14 protein-coding genes and 1 riboswitch are annotated in these 14,662 nt (G+C 65.0%); of the genes, 7 read left to right on the forward strand and 7 right to left on the reverse strand.

Annotated features, from left to right (window positions below):
* The first annotated feature begins 190 nt into the window (after positions 1-190).
* Complete coding sequence (locus ACH82I_RS07490; RefSeq protein WP_413336519.1) at positions 191-679, forward strand: Lrp/AsnC family transcriptional regulator; 489 nt, start codon at positions 191-193, stop codon at positions 677-679.
* Between the two features lie 14 nt (positions 680-693).
* Here ACH82I_RS07490 and ACH82I_RS07495 read toward each other — a convergent pair whose 3' ends face one another.
* Positions 694-1,644: an aldo/keto reductase gene (locus ACH82I_RS07495; RefSeq protein ID WP_413336520.1), complete on the reverse strand. Its 951-nt coding sequence runs from the start codon at positions 1,642-1,644 to the stop codon at positions 694-696.
* An 89-nt stretch (positions 1,645-1,733) separates the two neighbouring features.
* A complete protein-coding gene (locus tag ACH82I_RS07500; RefSeq protein WP_413336521.1) occupies positions 1,734-2,606 on the reverse strand; it encodes a DNA-formamidopyrimidine glycosylase family protein in 873 nt (290 codons plus the stop codon).
* Positions 2,607-2,819: 213 nt separating this feature from the next.
* Here ACH82I_RS07500 and ACH82I_RS07505 point away from each other — a divergent pair, with 213 nt between their 5' ends.
* Positions 2,820-4,754, forward strand: a complete 1,935-nt coding sequence (locus tag ACH82I_RS07505; protein WP_413336522.1) for an aconitate hydratase — start codon at positions 2,820-2,822, stop codon at positions 4,752-4,754.
* An 87-nt stretch (positions 4,755-4,841) separates the two neighbouring features.
* Here the strand turns inward: ACH82I_RS07505 and ACH82I_RS07510 are convergent, their stop codons facing one another.
* The 3 genes from ACH82I_RS07510 to ACH82I_RS07520 all read right to left on the reverse strand — a co-directional run bounded on the left by ACH82I_RS07510 (position 4,842) and on the right by ACH82I_RS07520 (position 8,802).
* The gene (locus ACH82I_RS07510; RefSeq protein WP_230747971.1) at positions 4,842-6,326 is read right to left on the reverse strand and encodes a catalase; all 1,485 of its coding nucleotides are present in this window, start codon (positions 6,324-6,326) and stop codon (positions 4,842-4,844) included.
* Positions 6,327-6,574: 248 nt separating this feature from the next.
* Positions 6,575-7,984 carry a hypothetical protein gene (locus tag ACH82I_RS07515; protein ID WP_230747973.1) on the reverse strand — a complete coding sequence of 470 codons (1,410 nt, stop codon included), beginning with the start codon at positions 7,982-7,984 and terminating at the stop codon, positions 6,575-6,577.
* Between the two features lie 248 nt (positions 7,985-8,232).
* Positions 8,233-8,802 carry a HutD family protein gene (locus ACH82I_RS07520; RefSeq protein WP_413336523.1) on the reverse strand — a complete coding sequence of 190 codons (570 nt, stop codon included), beginning with the start codon at positions 8,800-8,802 and terminating at the stop codon, positions 8,233-8,235.
* A 246-nt stretch (positions 8,803-9,048) separates the two neighbouring features.
* On the opposite strand from ACH82I_RS07520, the gene ACH82I_RS07525 reads away from it, so the two are divergent.
* Positions 9,049-10,482, forward strand: coding sequence for an MFS transporter (locus ACH82I_RS07525; protein WP_230747977.1), 1,434 nt, complete (start codon positions 9,049-9,051; stop codon positions 10,480-10,482).
* A 72-nt stretch (positions 10,483-10,554) separates the two neighbouring features.
* Here the strand turns inward: ACH82I_RS07525 and ACH82I_RS07530 are convergent, their stop codons facing one another.
* The gene (locus ACH82I_RS07530) at positions 10,555-10,917 is read right to left on the reverse strand and encodes a VOC family protein (protein ID WP_230747979.1); all 363 of its coding nucleotides are present in this window, start codon (positions 10,915-10,917) and stop codon (positions 10,555-10,557) included.
* 68 nt (positions 10,918-10,985) lie between these two features.
* Positions 10,986-11,092, forward strand: a riboswitch (TPP riboswitch).
* Here ACH82I_RS07530 and ACH82I_RS07535 point away from each other — a divergent pair.
* The 4 genes from ACH82I_RS07535 (at position 11,089) to ACH82I_RS07550 (ending at position 14,191) form a co-directional block, all read left to right on the forward strand.
* Positions 11,089-11,781: a TenA family protein gene (locus ACH82I_RS07535; protein ID WP_413336524.1), complete on the forward strand. Its 693-nt coding sequence runs from the start codon at positions 11,089-11,091 to the stop codon at positions 11,779-11,781. (Overlaps the previous riboswitch by 4 nt.)
* 134 nt (positions 11,782-11,915) lie before the next feature.
* A complete protein-coding gene (locus tag ACH82I_RS07540; RefSeq protein WP_413336525.1) occupies positions 11,916-12,923 on the forward strand; it encodes an ATP-grasp domain-containing protein in 1,008 nt (335 codons plus the stop codon).
* Positions 12,924-12,995: 72 nt separating this feature from the next.
* Positions 12,996-13,649, forward strand: a complete 654-nt coding sequence (locus ACH82I_RS07545) for a uridine kinase (protein WP_413336526.1) — start codon at positions 12,996-12,998, stop codon at positions 13,647-13,649.
* A gap of 176 nt (positions 13,650-13,825) precedes the next feature.
* Entirely contained in the window at positions 13,826-14,191 is a 366-nt protein-coding gene (locus ACH82I_RS07550) for a hypothetical protein (RefSeq protein ID WP_413336527.1), read from the forward strand.
* A gap of 49 nt (positions 14,192-14,240) precedes the next feature.
* Here ACH82I_RS07550 and ACH82I_RS07555 read toward each other — a convergent pair whose 3' ends face one another.
* Positions 14,241-14,498 carry a hypothetical protein gene (locus tag ACH82I_RS07555; RefSeq protein ID WP_413336528.1) on the reverse strand — a complete coding sequence of 86 codons (258 nt, stop codon included), beginning with the start codon at positions 14,496-14,498 and terminating at the stop codon, positions 14,241-14,243.
* Positions 14,499-14,662: the final 164 nt, after the last annotated feature.

Raw genomic sequence — 14,662 nt, forward strand, 5'->3', positions numbered from 1 at the left:
GGTCGCCCGAAAGTTCGCCGACGGGATCGGTCGGCAGGGCACCGATCAGGATGCCGATCGGTGTAGTCAGGATCCAAACAGATCTGCGCGGAGTGCTCAACACTCAGAAATGAAACTGAGCATAGTGCTCAATCTCGAACCCTGTGACCTATCGTTGAGTAACAGTTTCGTTCACGGAAGTTGGTGCCCCATGTCCGCAGCCAGACAGCGCAGAATCGCCGATGCCCTCGATGCGAAGATCCTCCTCGAGCTCGTGCGGGAGCCGCGGGCGACCGTGGCCGGGATCGCCCACCGGGTGCGCGCCGCTCGCAACACCGCCCAGGCACGGCTGAGTCGGCTCGAGGCCGAGGGGCTGCATCCCTTCGATCATCGCGTCGACGCCGCGGCGCTCGGCTATCCGCTGCGGGCGCATGTGATGGCCAACCTCAAACAGTCCCGGCTCGACGAGGTCGGTGACGAACTCGGCCGGATTCCTGAGGTGCTCGAGGTCATCGGCGTCTCCGGCACCGCCGATACGCTCATCCAGGTCGTCGCCCGCGACACGGACGATCTCTACCGCATCGCCGGGCGAATCCTCGCGATCCCCGGGGTCAAACGCACCCGCACGCTGGTGACGATGAAGCAGATGGTCCGCTACCGGGTGACTCCGCTGCTCCACCGAACGATCGAAGGCGGCTGAGAGCCGACCGCAGCTCAGGCGAAGGGTGCGGAGGCCCGGTCGAGTCGGGAGACCTCCTCGGCGCTGAGTGTGAGCTCCGGTGCCGCCATCAGCGCGTCGAGCTGGTCCGGGGTCCGTGCCGAGACGATCGGCGCACTCACTCCCTTGGTCAGCAGCCAGGCCAGTGCCACCGTGGCCGGTGCCGCACCGTGGGCGTCGGCGACGGCGAGCAGCTCGTCGACGGCCTTGAGCCCCTCGGTGTTGAAGTAGCCCTGGACCATTCCGCCGCGGCTCGCGCCCTCGAGGTCGGCCTCGGTGCGGTATTTGCCGGTGAGGAAGCCGGCGGCGAGGCTGAAGTAGGTGAACACGCCGAGGTTGTGCTCGCGGACCAGAGGGGCGAGCTCGGTCTCGTACTCCTCGCGGAAGACGAGGCTGTACTGGGGCTGGATGGCAACGGGCTTCGCGAGGTTCTCCGCCTCGGCGACCGCGAGCCATTCGCCCAGGCGCTGAGGCGAGTAGTTGGACACGGCCGCATACCGGGCCTTTCCGGAACGGACGATCTCGTCGAAGACGCGGGCCACCTCGGCGATGGGGGTGACCTCATCGTCCCGGTGGGCGTAGTAGAGGTCGACGTGGTCGGTCTGCAGGCGCTGCAGGGAGGCGTCGATGGCGGTTCGGATGTAGGCAGGGTCCTGAGTCTTGTGGTCGGGATGGTCCCCGACCTTCGTGGCGAGCACGATGTCTTCGCGGTTGCCGCGCTCAGCCAGCCACGTGCCGATGATCGTCTCGGACTCACGGCCGGTGTTGCCCGGCACCCAGGCGGGATAGGACTCGGCGGTGTCGAGGAAGTTGCCGCCGGCGGCGACGAACGCGTCGAGGACGGCGTGGGATTCGGTCTCGTCGGCGGTCCAGCCGAAGGTGTTGGTGCCAAGGCTGATCGGGAAGATGCTCAGGTCGGTTCCCGGGATCTGGCTGTGCTGCGTCATCTCGCTCCTTCGAGTCCATGGTCTTCTCTGTCATCGGAGACAACGAAGGGCCGGCGGCGATTATTTCCCTGTTTCAGCAGGTGGGACCCTCACTTGAGCAGGCGGTCCATTCTGCGGTCACTGAGCTTCTTCCCGCCGGTCTGACAGCCGGGACAGTACTGCAGCGATTTCTCGGCGAAGGACACCTCGGCGATGGTCGACCCGCACACCGGGCAGACCTGCCCGGCGCGTGAGTGGACGGCGAAACCGCGTTTCTTCGCCGCCTTGATCTTTCCCGGGGGCAATCCGATGAGGGCCGCCCGAGCATCGCCGAGCACGTGGCGCACCACCTCGAGCAGGGCGGGGGCGTCGACGGCGTTCGCCGCGGCGAACGGGGAGAGCGTGGCCGCGTGGAGGATCTCGTCGGAGTAGGCGTTGCCGATGCCGCTGATGAGCCTCTGGTCCTCGAGAACGGTCTTGATCCGCGAGGTCGAGCCCTTGAGGACTCGGGTGAACTCCTCGACGTCAATGCTCAGCGCATCGGGACCAGCCTCGGCGATGGCGGCGACTTCGGTCGGATCGGTCACCAGGGCCACCGAGGCGTTCTTCTTCGTGCCTTGCTCCACGATGTCGACCCCGGCTCCCGAGGCCAGGCGGAGACGCAGCCCCAAGGGCCCCTTCCCCATCTTCACCGGAGTCAGCGGCACCTCGTCGTGCAAGGTCAGCCAGCCCATGCGAGCGAATCGGCAGACGAGACTGAGACCCTCGAATTCGAGGATGAGGGCCTTGCCGACGCGGCGCAACCCGGTGATCTCCAATCCGGCGATCGCCTCCAGCGGAGGATCGACGGTCTTGAGGATGCTCAGCTCGCCGACGAGGGCGCGTTCGATGAAGTCCCCGGTCAGGCGCGGGCGCAGGAAGTCGACGAGTGCGTCGATCTCGGGCAGCTCCGGCATGACTCCAGTATGCTCCTGCTCGGTCATCCGCGCATCCGTACTCGATCATCCGCGTCATCCGTGTTCGGTCGTCAGCGTCATCCGCGCATCCGTGTGCGCGTGTTCCTGTGTGCCGGTGTCACTGTCACCGGAGAACGAACGGCGGTGGGAGGACAGGGTCACCTGGCTTGTCCGTGCCCGCGCTCGGGTCTAACGTGGAAGGACCACGAGGTGGCGTCGATGCCGCCGAAGGAGGTCGCTATGGCTGAGAATGTCGCTCTGAAGCTCATCGATTCGCACCTCGAGTCAGGGACGTTCGAACCCGGCGGCGAAATCGGCATCCGCATCGATCAGACCCTGACCCAGGACGCGACCGGCACGCTCGTGATGCTCGAGCTCGAAGCTCTGGGACTCGATCGGATCCGGACGGACACCTCCGTCCAGTACGTCGATCACAACCTGCTGCAGACCGATGAGAAGAACCCCGAGGACCATATGTTCCTGCGCTCGGCGGCGCAGCGCTACGGCCTGTGGTTCTCCCCGGCCGGCAACGGCGTCTCCCATCCGGTGCACCAGTCGCGCTTCGGCAGGCCGGGGACCACGCTCATCGGTTCGGACTCCCACACCTGCGCGGCCGGGGCTCTGGGCATGCTGGCGATCGGTGTCGGCGGGCTCGAGATCGCCATGTCCATGGCCGGGGAACCGCTCTACATCAGCTCCCCGCAGGTCATGGGCGTCGAGCTCACCGGCCGGCTCCCGGACTGGGTCTCGGCGAAGGACGTCATCCTCGAGATGCTGCGCCGCCACGGCGTCAAGGGCGGAGTCGGCAAGATCATCGAGTACTACGGCGAGGGCCTGGAATCTCTGACGGCCATGGATCGCCATGTCATCGCGAATATGGGCGCTGAGCTCGGGGCCACGGCCACCGTCTTTCCCGCCGATGACGCGGTCAAGGACTATCTGACGGCCAGTGACCGCGCCGTTGACTTCACCCGCATCGTCGCCGACGAGGGAGCCGAGTACGATCTGCACGATTCGATCGATCTCTCGCAGCTCGAACCTCTCATCGCGGCACCGTCCTCTCCCGGCAACGTCCGCCCCGTCCGCGAGGTCACCGGTGAGGACGTCTTCCAGGTGGTCATCGGATCCTCGGCGAACCCCGGGCTGCGTGACTTCGCCGTCGTCGCCGAGACGCTGGCCGACCGGCAGATCCACGGCCAGGTCTCCCTCGACGTCAACCCGACCTCACGGGAGATCCTCGCCGACCTCATCGCCGGCGGCTGGCTGACCTCGCTCGTCGGCTCGGGAGCGCGCATCCACCAGTCCGGCTGCATGGGCTGCATCGGCATGGGCGAGGCCCCGGCAGTGGGCCGCAACAGCCTGCGCACCATGCCGCGGAACTTCCCGGGCCGTTCGGGCACGGACGAGGACGCCGTCTGGCTCTGCTCACCGGAGACCGCGGCCGCCGCGGCACTCACCGGCAGGATCACCGATCCCCGTGACCTCGACATGGACTACCCGCAGGTGCGACTGCCCGAGCGATTCTCCGCCAATCGCTCCATGCTCGTTCCGCCCCTGCCGATCGAGGAGGCCAGGGAGGTCGAACTCGTCAAGGGCTCGAACATCTCGACCCTCCCCGAGTTCGATCCGCTGCCCGACGACATCGACCTCGAGATCCTGCTCAAGGTCGGCGACGATGTGTCCACCGATGAGATCATGCCGGCCGGTTCTCGTGTGCTGCCGTACCGGTCGAACATTCCGAAGATCTCCGAGTTCGTCTACATCCAGGTCGACGACACCTACGCCAAACGTGCGGCCGAGCACGAGGGCGGGCACGCGATCATCGGCGGGGAGAACTACGGTCAGGGATCATCGCGCGAACACGCTGTCATCGCGCCGCGCTACCTCGGTCTGCGCGTGGTGGTTGCGAAGTCCTTGGCACGCATCCACTGGCAGAACCTCGCGAACTTCGGGGTCCTCGCCCTCGAATTCGCCGCGGAGGACGACTACGACGCTCTGTCCCAGGGCGATGTGCTGGAGTTCCGCAGGCTGCGCGAGGAATTGGGCCGAGGAGAGACGATCACCGCCGAGGCGGACGGTCGGAAGTTCTCCTTCCGCCATGGCCTCTCGCCCAGGCAGGTCGAGATGGTCCTCGCGGGCGGTCGCATCGCCCAGCGGGCTGCGAAAGAAGGCTGACCCCAGCTACCTGACGGGCGCCCAGATACCTGGCGCGAGGTATCTGGGCGCCCGTCGGGTAGCAGTTGGAAGCGCGAGGTTCGAGGCTCAGCTCTCGGAGCGGTACTTGTCCTCGATGGCCTGACCCACCTCGGCGTCGATGTTCTTCCAGTACGTGAACACGTTGGTCAGCACCGGCTCTTCGACCCCGTCCTGGAGCATTCCGACGACGGTCTCGATGAGACCTTGACGCTCCTCTTCGGAGTAGACCCCGCGGACCAGGGTGTGTGCCTGGCCGAAGTCGTCATCCTCGGCGTGGAGGGTGTAGGCGCTGCGGACGAGTTCGCCGTCAGATTCCCAGCCGTTGTCGACCGGGCCCTGTTCTTCCTGGTAGGCGCGTCCGTACGAGTTCGGGGCGTAGACCGGCGCGTTGCCCGAGTGGTGGTATTCCATCTGCCCCTCCTTGTCGTACGCGTTCGTCTTCGTTACGGGTGCGTTGACCGGCAGCTGGTTGTAGTTCGTGCCGATCCGGTTGCGCTGCGCATCCGGGTAGGAGAACACGCGGCCCATGAGCATCTTGTCAGGTGAGATTCCGGTACCGGGCACGGTGTTCGAGGGGCTGAAGGCCGCCTGCTCGATCTGTGCGAAGTGGTTCGACGGGTTCTCGTTGAGGGTGAACCTGCCGATCTCCACGAGCGGGTAGTCCTTCTTCGACCAGGTCTTCGTCAGGTCGAAGGGATTGAACCGGTAGGTCTTCGCCTCTTCGTAGGGCATGATCTGGACGTTGACGGTCCAGGACGGGTAGTCGCCGCGTTCGATCGCGTCGAACAGATCGCGGCGGTGCATGTCCGCGTCCTCCCCGGCCATCTTCCCGGCTTCCTCGTTGCTCATGTTCTCCACGCCCTGATCGGTGTGGAAGTGGTACTGGACCCAGAACTTCTCACCCTCGGCATTGACCCACATGTAGGTGTGCGAGGAGTAGCCGTTCATGTTCCGCCAGGTCTTCGGCAGACCGCGCGGTCCCATGAGGTAGGAGACCTGATGGGCCGACTCGGGCGAGAGCGACCAGAAGTCCCACTGCATGTTGTTGCTGCGCAGGCCCGAATCGGGGGTGCGCTTCTGCGAGTGGATGAAGTCGGGGAACTTCATCGGATCGCGGACGAAGAAGATGGGCGTGTTGTTGCCCACCATGTCGAAGTTGCCTTCTTCGGTGTAGAACTTCAGCGCGAATCCGCGCACGTCACGCCAGGAGTCCGGTGAGCCGAGTTCGCCGGCGACGGTGGAGAAACGGGCGAGCATCGGGGTCTTCTTGCCCTGCTGCAGGAAATCCGCCTTCGTGTAAGCGGAGAGGTCTGCGGTGATCTCGAGTTCGCCGAATGCTCCCGAACCCTTCGCGTGCGGGCTGCGCTCGGGCACCCGCTCCCGGTCGAAGCGGGCGAGCTTCTCGACGAGGGCGACATCGTGGAGGAGAAGCGGACCGTCGTTTCCGACGCTCAGCGAATGGGCGTCGGATTCCCTCCGGGCACCGGTTTCGGTCGTCGAGGGCTTCTTGCTGTCGTGTCCTGGGTATTCATGATCGGTGTGTAACGTCATTGCATCTCCTTCAACCACTTGGGCGCAGGATGGCGGCTCAAGACCACGGCGTCTCGTCACACGCTGAAAATCACTCATCCTCGTGTGATGAGACGGAGGGCCGTACGCCACTCACCTGATATCGATTTCCCGGCATCGACGACCATCTTGGGGACGGCCGTCGGAGCTGATTTTCACGCTAGCCAGGTTCTCCACCCAGTACAACCAAGGCCACCCTGCCCTCATTCCCGAATCCGGAGTCGATCAGCTCACCCCTGCGCCGAGGCTGAGCCGCCCGCGCTTCCGCCGCCGGAGCCGCTGCCGGAGCCTCCCGAGCCGCTGCCGGAACCGCTGCCCGACCCCGAGGATCCGGAGCTGCCGGACCCGGAGCTCGAGGACGACCCACCGGCCGAGGACGATCCCGAGGAGCTCGAGCTTCCGCTCGAGGAGTCGGTGCCGCCGCTGGACGAGTCGGTACTGCCCTGGCTGGATCCCTCCGATGTGGTCGATCCGCTGGTGTCCGCATTCGACCTCGAGCTTGCGTCGGTGCCCTGTTCGGCCTGTTCGCCGGTGCTCGTCGACCCTGAGGTGTCCTCACCCGCCGAGGTGGACTCTCCCTCGCTCGACGTCGAGTTCTCGCTACCGCCCTGATTCGCGTTCTCTCCCGAGCCGGATCCTGAACCGGACGATCCCGAATCTGCGGAGCTGCCGCCGTCCTCGCTTGTCCCGGTCTCGTCGCCGCTGCTCGAGTTCCCAGACACAGAGCGGGAGATCTCCGATGTGCCCGGAGAGATGTCGGCGTCGGTGAAGGATTCGGCCATGACGACTGCGCCGAGGCCGATGCCGAAGGCGGCAACGCCGATCGTCAGCGGGTAGAGCACCCGCTTGCGCCGCAGCTTCTGCCACCAGGACTGCGTCTCATCGTCGTCGTCGACCGCCGTTGCCGGCTCGGAGTCCTGGGGCTCGGTTCCGGCGGCAGCGGCTGCGGGGAATTCCGCCGAGGCGGTCCCTCCCCCGGGCTCGTCCGCCGGTCGGCCGCCCGCCGCGTTCAGGGGTCGGGCGTCGACGAGGGTCGCATCGTCGACGCCCGTTCTCCGGTTCACGGCTCCGGCTTGGGCCTTGACCGCCGGGGCGAGCTTCTGCCCGACTTCCTTGATCTTCTCTTTGCCCTTGTCGAGGCTGCGACTGTAGAGGGTCACGGCCAGACCGGTGACGATGCTCGCAACACCGGCACCGACGACGGTGCCGGCCACGCCGAGCTGTCCGCCGATCACCGAGGAGGTGGCCGCGGCACCGGCACCGGCGAGCAGCTGCGTGGCCGAGATCCGGCCTTCGCTCTTCTTCTCGTCCTTGCCGTCGGACTCCTGCGGCTGGGCCTCGGCCGTCTGGACCGCGTCGCCCGCATGAGCGGATGGTGGTGTCGGGGAGGTGCGCGACAGCGCGGCGGTTCGGGACACGTCGTCCCGGCGAATCGGATTCGGGGGCATCACCGGGGTCGTCACATGCTGGGTCGGGGTCGTCGAGTCGGCCCCGGACTGTCCGGTGTGCTGGGTGGCGGCGAGTTCCTCGGTGATGAGCGGAAGCGTCTGAGAGTGCTGCGCTGCATTCTCAGCGTCCGTGGTTCCCTGCTCGTCTCCCCGTTTGTTCGGTGTGTTTGATTCGCCCTGATTCGATGCCAATGTTCCTCCAAAAGCCCGTGCTTCGAACCAGTATGCGACGGCAATGTTCGGACACCCTGACCCGCCCTCGTCGAGGCTGAGAGTCCGCTGATGGCCGCGACCGCCAATGGCGTCTCTGACCAGTAAGGACGTCGGTTCGTGTGACGCAGAGGACAGTCGACTCGCACCATTTCCTCAGGCTCGGATCACGGGTACGAGGTCGCCGCGGGAGCCCGCCGTGCGCGGCAGCTCTGCGAGTCGGTATCGCCTCAGTGCAGGATGACCGCGCCGAGCCCCGCTGGCAACACCTCGGCGGCCTCGAGTTCGAGCAGCTGGAAGCGAGAGTATCCGGGGACCTCGTCGAGGGTCACGGCGAAGCGGTGCCGTCCGACCGCAGCATCACTGTCGATATCGCTGTCGATTGAGAGCCGCATCGCGGCCGCTGCACCGCCGCTCGCCACAGCATCAGCGTCGGCATCGGCATCGGCATCGGCATCGGCATCGGCGACCATGAGGTTGACCGCATGGCATGGGCGGGACAGTTCGAGGAGAGTGACCTCCTGCTCGCCGTGGAAGCGGAGGACCTGCCGCGGTTCCACCCGGTGCACACGTCCATCGATCTCGAGGACCACCTCGGCGGTGGGAAGGAACGATCGCGCCATCCCCGGCAGGGAGGAGAACCGGCCTGGCATTTCAAGTGCTGCGATGCTCAGCCGCCAGCGCCGCAGTCCGGGGGTCAGCGCCACGGAGTCGGCGAGCGAGACCAGCTCGGTCGTCTCTCCGGCGCCGTTGGCCCAGGGGACGGGTGAGAGTTCGTGAAACGAAGTGAGCACGCGCATGGGTTCACTGTAGCCGCGAGATCAGCGCTCCTGCGGTCGGAGAAGATCCCGGAAGAGGAAGAGGACTTGCCATAGGAGCTGAGAGGACTAGCCTTGAGTGGTGCTTTCGGTCGGGGCGACTCGGACGATCGCACGAGCGATCTTCACAATCGCGAGGGGCATGCCGGGTTCGACCGCGCATGATTCTCGGTTCCCTGAACGACTGTTCTCGTGTGCCTCTCACGACATCAGCAGGGAGGGAAGCACATGTTCGGTCCAGACAATGTCCGGCGCCGGTGGCGTCCGGAAGAGATCACCGTGACCAAGCCCGATGTGACCAAGCGGGCGATCGGCGCCGCGGCCATCGGCAACATCACCGAATGGTACGATTTCGGCGTCTACGGCTATCTGGCGGTCGTCATCGAGGGCATCTTCCTGCCGAAGGATTCGGGCCCCATCGGCCATATCATCGTCGCCGGTCTCTTCGCCGTCGCCTTCCTCGTCCGCCCCCTCGGAGGTCTCTTCTTCGGTCCCCTGGCCGACAAGATCGGCCGCAACAAGGTCCTCGCGATCACGATGATCATGATGGCCGCGGGCACATTCCTCATCGGTGTCATCCCCGACTACGCGACCGTGGGTCTGTGGGCGCCGTTCCTGCTGCTCGCCTGCCGACTGCTGCAGGGCTTCTCGACCGGCGGCGAGTACAGCAATGCGATGACCTTCATCGCTGAATACGCTCCGGACCGGCGGCGCGGGTTCCTCGGCAGCCTGCTCGAAGTCGGCACGTTCACCGGCTATGTCCTCGGCGCTCTGTTCGCCACGATCATCCAGGCCGCGTCCACCCCGGAATTCCTCGAATCCTGGGGATGGAGGATTCCGTTCTTCGTCGCCCTGCCGCTCGGCTTCATCGGCGTCTACCTGCGCACGAAGCTCGCCGACACTCCCGCCTACAAGGAGATGGAGAGGCTGTCGGAGCAGGAGGAGCAGAAGAATCATGCCAAGGGCGAGTTCAAGAAGATCTTCGCCCTGTGGCCGAACCTGCTCGCCTGCTGCGGACTGGTCCTGGCCTGGAACGTCACGAACTACATGCTCACCTCGTTCATGCCGCTCTATTTCCCGATGGTCGAGGACATCCAGGGCAGCGGCGGGGTCTCCGAACTGACCTCGCAGATCCTGCAGATCCTCGTCATGGCCGCCTGCCTGGGTCTCATTCCGATCATCGGACGGGTCTCGGACAAGGTCGGACGCAAGGCCGTGGTGAGAACAGGTTCGATTGCGCTCATCGTGCTCTCGTTCCCCTCCCTGTGGCTCATCCGCGGTCACAATGACGTCGTCGTCTTCCTCGGGCTGCTAGTGATGGGTCTGAGCCTCATCTGCTTCAGCGCGACGATGCCCTCGACTCTGCCGTCGCTGTTCCCGACGATGGTTCGCGCCGGTGCCCTGGCGATCGCGTTCAATGTCTCGATCTCGCTGTTCGGCGGCACCACTTCGTTCGTCATGACGACGCTGATCAATGCGACCGGGTTCCTCATGTGGCCGGCGGTCTACCTGGTGGCGGCCGGAGTCGTCGGACTTATCGCCATCCACTTCGTGCCGGAGAGCAATCGTCGTCCCCTGTGGGGTTCGACCCCGTCGGCAGCGTCGAAGGAGGAGGCGAAGGACCTCGCCGAGGAGCTCAACAGCGAGGCCGAGCACGCCTGAGGTCCGGGCGCGAGCATCTGGGTCGTCGGCACCGGCCCTCCGGGCGAGCTAGGCCCCCGACGGCTCAGTTCATCAGTTCTGGCACAGGCAGAACGGGTGTCCGGCTGGGTCGAGGAAGACGCGGAAGGTCTCCCCCGGCTGGTCGGCCGCCTTTCCTGCCCCGAGTTCAGTCACAGCCGCCTCGGCGACGTCGAGGTCATCGACCATGACGTCGATGTGCATCTGCTGCGGGTGCGCCTGACTGGGCCAGCTGGGGGCGTGATAGTCCTCGACCTGCTGGAAGCAGATCGGCGGCCAGGAGTCGGATGTGATCTCTGCCCAGGTTCCGTCCTCATCGACGTTGACAGTCCAGTCGAGGAGTTCGCCGTAGAACTTGGCGAGTTCGCCTGCATCAGGAGCGTCGAGAACGACCACGGGCTGCTTTGCGATAGCCATGATGCGAGTCTACGCCGCGGCACTGACGCAGAGAAGAGACCCTGAGCGAAGGCGCTGGTGTTAGGCTCGAATCACCCCAGGGGAGCGCCGAGAAGCGGCGCTGAGAGTGCGAAGAGCAGACCCTTTGAACCTGATCCGGTGAGCACCGGCGGAGGAAGTGAGGACACGGCAATGACCACTATTGAGCTGAACGAAGGCGGACCCGTGACCGCCCTGAGAGCCCGGTCCGCAGAGGCGTGGGACGCCGCTGTCGGACACAGGTTCGTCACCGAATTGTTCGCGCGGACCGTCGATGACGCCGTGATGAGCACGTACCTGATCCAGGACTATCAGTTCTTCGAATCGTTCCTGTCCATGCTCGGCGCCTGCGTCGCCCACGCCGACGAGTTGACGCCGAAGCTGCGGTTCGCCAAGCAGCTCGGAATCCTCGTGGCCGATGAGGATTCGTACTTCGTCCGCGCCTTCGCCGAGGTGGGAGTCGGCGAATCCGCCTACGCTGATCCCGAGCTGACCGTCCCGACCGCAGGGTTCAGCGACTTGATGGACGAGGTCGTCGACTCGGCTTCGTACCCGGATCTGCTTGTCGTCCTCGTCATCGCCGAGTGGCTCTACCTCGACTGGGGTGAGCGTTCGGATCCGCTGCCGGAACGAGACGTCCACGCCGGGTGGATCGAACTGCACCGCGGGACGGACTTCCGCGCCTGGGTGCAGTTCCTCGTCGATGAGCTCGACCGCGTGTTTCCCACCGGTGATGACTCGGAGTCCGTGGCGGCGCAAGACAGACTGGCACGGATCTGGCAACGGGCGGTCGATCTGGAGTTGGCGTTCTTCGATGAGGCGTACGCGGTCAACGACGTTTCGTGACCCCGGCGCACTCGGTCCATATTCTGTTTCCCTCGCATGGATAAGACCACCCGGACTAAGATTGTTGAACAGATCAGAGGTGCGGGTGTACTCAGTCACCCGACACTGCCGCTGGAGGATGCGAGGTATCACCGATGAGCACACAGCTGCTTCCCGTCGCGGACGGTCCCGCGGTCTACATCATCCATGACAATCCCGAATGGATCGCCCCGTTTGCGCAGGCACTCGAGCGTCTCGGCGTCGACTATGTCGAATGGCTTCTGCCTGAGGCTCAGATCGACCTCACGGCGGAGCCGCCTCAGGGTCTGTTCTGGTCCCGGCTCTCGGCGTCAGCTCATACCCGCACGGATTCCCATGTCAAGGAGTACGGACGTGCCGTGCTCGCGTGGCTCGAGGCGGCGGGGCGCACGGTGATCAATGCGTCGCATGTCTACGAGCTCGAGGTCAGCAAGGTCCGCCAGCACCAGGAGTTGGTCGCGCACGGATTCGACGCACCTCGCACCTCGGCGGTCTTCGGCGGCACCGGACTCGCCGCGGCGGCACAGGACTTCACTCCCCCATTCATCACGAAGCACAATCAGGGCGGCAAAGGCCTCGGTGTGCGTCGCTTCGACTCTCATGCCGAGCTCGATGCCGCGGCAGGCGATTTCGCTCCCGGCGGGTCCAGTGAGCCGATCGACGGGATCACCCTCGTGCAGGAGTACCTGCAGCCCGCGCAGCCCTTCATCACCCGCGCCGAGTTCATCGGCGGCCGGTTGCACTATGCCGTGCGCGTCGATGTCTCCGCGGGATCCTTCGAACTCTGCCCGGCCGACGCGTGCGCGGTGCCCGGCACATCGGCATCTGCGGTCGATCCGTTCACCCGCCGGGAGGAGATCACCGCGCAGACTCCCCTCGTCGGCAGGCTAGAGACGCTGTTGAGTCAGCTGGGCATCGACATCGCCGGCATCGAGTTCATCGAGACCCTCGATGGCCGACAGGTCGTCTACGACATCAACACGAACACGAACTACAACCCGAGCGTCGAGGACACCGAACGCGGGGCCGGCCGGATCGCTGCCGCGGATCGGATTGCAGAATTCCTCAAGGGTGAACTCGCCGAGGCGGTGCCCGGCACCGAGGCGTTCACACAGTCCCACTGAGACCGCCGAGTCCCACTGAGACTGCCGAGTGCTGCCGAGACCGCAGGGTGCGGCTCGGCTACTCTGGTCGGTATGAAGAGTGCGCGTCGAGCAGTTCTTCGCCGCCTGCTCACAGCGATCCGTGAAGTGCGACCGGGGCATCGCGCCATCGTCGCCGTCGATGGTCTCGACGGTGCGGGCAAAACGGTCCTCGCCGAGGAGCTTGTGAGGTTGGCGGCAGAGGGCGCGTGCGCTCGTTCGGTCGCCTCGGTGAGCATCGATGGCTTCCACCACCCCCGAGCGGTTCGCTATGCCGCGGGCCGAGGCCCCGAGTCCTTCTACCGCGACTCCTATGACTACGCAGCCTTTGAACGCGTGGTGGTGGCACCGTTCCGCCGGGGAGCGGTGATCACTCCGGCGGTCTGGGACGTCGATGCGGATCAACCGGTGTCGCCGGAGGTGCTCGACCTGCCTGAGGACTGTGTCCTCCTCGTCGACGGCATCTTCCTCCACCGTCCCGAACTGCGCGAGATCTGGGATGCGAGCATCTGGGTCAAGGTTCCCTTCGAAGTGTCCGTGCCGAGGGGAAACCAACGCTTTCCCCACCTCGGCGATTCAGATCCGGAATCCGAGGCGAGCCACCGCTACGTCGGCGGGCAGCGGCTCTACTTCGCCGAGGCAGCACCGTGGGAACGCGCCACTTGGTTCATCGACAACGCCGATCTCGATACTCCACGGCTGAGCTGAACTGCCATCGGGAACACTCAACGGTTGCGGCGGCCTCTGCTCTGACTTGGTCGGTAACGCGTGGAACGACATCCCCACCGGTCCGGGGAAACCCTGGAATGGTGGTGATTCCTCCGGCCTGAGCCAGGCTCTTGACGTCGGGGAGAAGGGCAAACGGACGACGGAAGTAGGTGCAAGTGAAACAGACGAAGTATCGAGCCGGGATGGTGCTGCTGTTTGCCGCCAACTGCGCCTATCTGACGTGCGGTGTCATCATGCCGGTCATCGAAGGAGTCGTCCCGATCACCCAGTTCGCCCCGCTGGTGCTGAGCGCGCTGATAGCTCTGGTGCTCGCGTCTGGTGAGGGCACGGACGAACGATTCAGAGGCCGCCGACACGTGTATCTGACGTTGTCCGCAGTCCTCGTGGCCTTTGGTGCCGTTTCAGCGTTCTTCGGCTCTGCTGGTGCCTGGATCAGTTCCGTTTCAGGACTCCTGCTTCTGGGGCTGGTGACGATTGTCATCGACAAGAAGAAGAATGTTTCCCACCGGACCAGAAATTGAACACAAGCCACGCGGCCTCTGCGCTCCCGAGATCGAGGCCCTGATCCGGCTATTCCTCGTCGAATGGCGGCGGCTGCTGGTCTGCGCGGGGACTCGTACGACCTCCCATTCGAAGGTCGTCGGTGTCATGGGCAGACCGCGCTCGGGAGTACCACGCGTATTCGACGATTCCCATAATGAGCGCCGTATTGAAGACCCAAGTCAGAACCAGTGTCGGGTCGATCTGCTTGTGCGTGAGTACCGTTGCTGCGGCCGCGATCAGAAAGGTGGCGGCCGCGGCAGCGACCACGAGAATGAAGTGTTTCATCTCTGAGCCGCAGACCTTTTCCTCACCAGTGAAGACAGCGTGACCCGAGGCTTCGGCTGTCGATTCAGAGCGCACGTGAACATGGCGTTCCCCTTTGGAAATGAACGCAAATTATCTTGCTGACTCCAGCTTCGAAGCTGAATCCGGACTTCGTCAAATAGATC

This window comes from Brevibacterium sp. GP-SGM9, from assembly GCF_047300845.1.
Classification (GTDB): Bacteria; Actinomycetota; Actinomycetes; order Actinomycetales; family Brevibacteriaceae; genus Brevibacterium.

Coding starts and splice junctions, on each gene's coding strand:
- ACH82I_RS07490 (WP_413336519.1), top strand. CDS start 191: ATGTCCGCAGCCAGACAGCGCAGAATCGCCGATGCCCTCGATGCGAAG.
- ACH82I_RS07495 (WP_413336520.1), bottom strand. CDS start 1,644: ATGACGCAGCACAGCCAGATCCCGGGAACCGACCTGAGCATCTTCCCG.
- ACH82I_RS07500 (WP_413336521.1), bottom strand. CDS start 2,606: ATGACCGAGCAGGAGCATACTGGAGTCATGCCGGAGCTGCCCGAGATC.
- ACH82I_RS07505 (WP_413336522.1), top strand. CDS start 2,820: ATGGCTGAGAATGTCGCTCTGAAGCTCATCGATTCGCACCTCGAGTCA.
- ACH82I_RS07510 (WP_230747971.1), bottom strand. CDS start 6,326: ATGACGTTACACACCGATCATGAATACCCAGGACACGACAGCAAGAAG.
- ACH82I_RS07520 (WP_413336523.1), bottom strand. CDS start 8,802: ATGCGCGTGCTCACTTCGTTTCACGAACTCTCACCCGTCCCCTGGGCC.
- ACH82I_RS07525 (WP_230747977.1), top strand. CDS start 9,049: ATGTTCGGTCCAGACAATGTCCGGCGCCGGTGGCGTCCGGAAGAGATC.
- ACH82I_RS07530 (WP_230747979.1), bottom strand. CDS start 10,917: ATGGCTATCGCAAAGCAGCCCGTGGTCGTTCTCGACGCTCCTGATGCA.
- ACH82I_RS07535 (WP_413336524.1), top strand. CDS start 11,089: ATGACCACTATTGAGCTGAACGAAGGCGGACCCGTGACCGCCCTGAGA.
- ACH82I_RS07540 (WP_413336525.1), top strand. CDS start 11,916: ATGAGCACACAGCTGCTTCCCGTCGCGGACGGTCCCGCGGTCTACATC.
- ACH82I_RS07545 (WP_413336526.1), top strand. CDS start 12,996: ATGAAGAGTGCGCGTCGAGCAGTTCTTCGCCGCCTGCTCACAGCGATC.
- ACH82I_RS07555 (WP_413336528.1), bottom strand. CDS start 14,498: ATGAAACACTTCATTCTCGTGGTCGCTGCCGCGGCCGCCACCTTTCTG.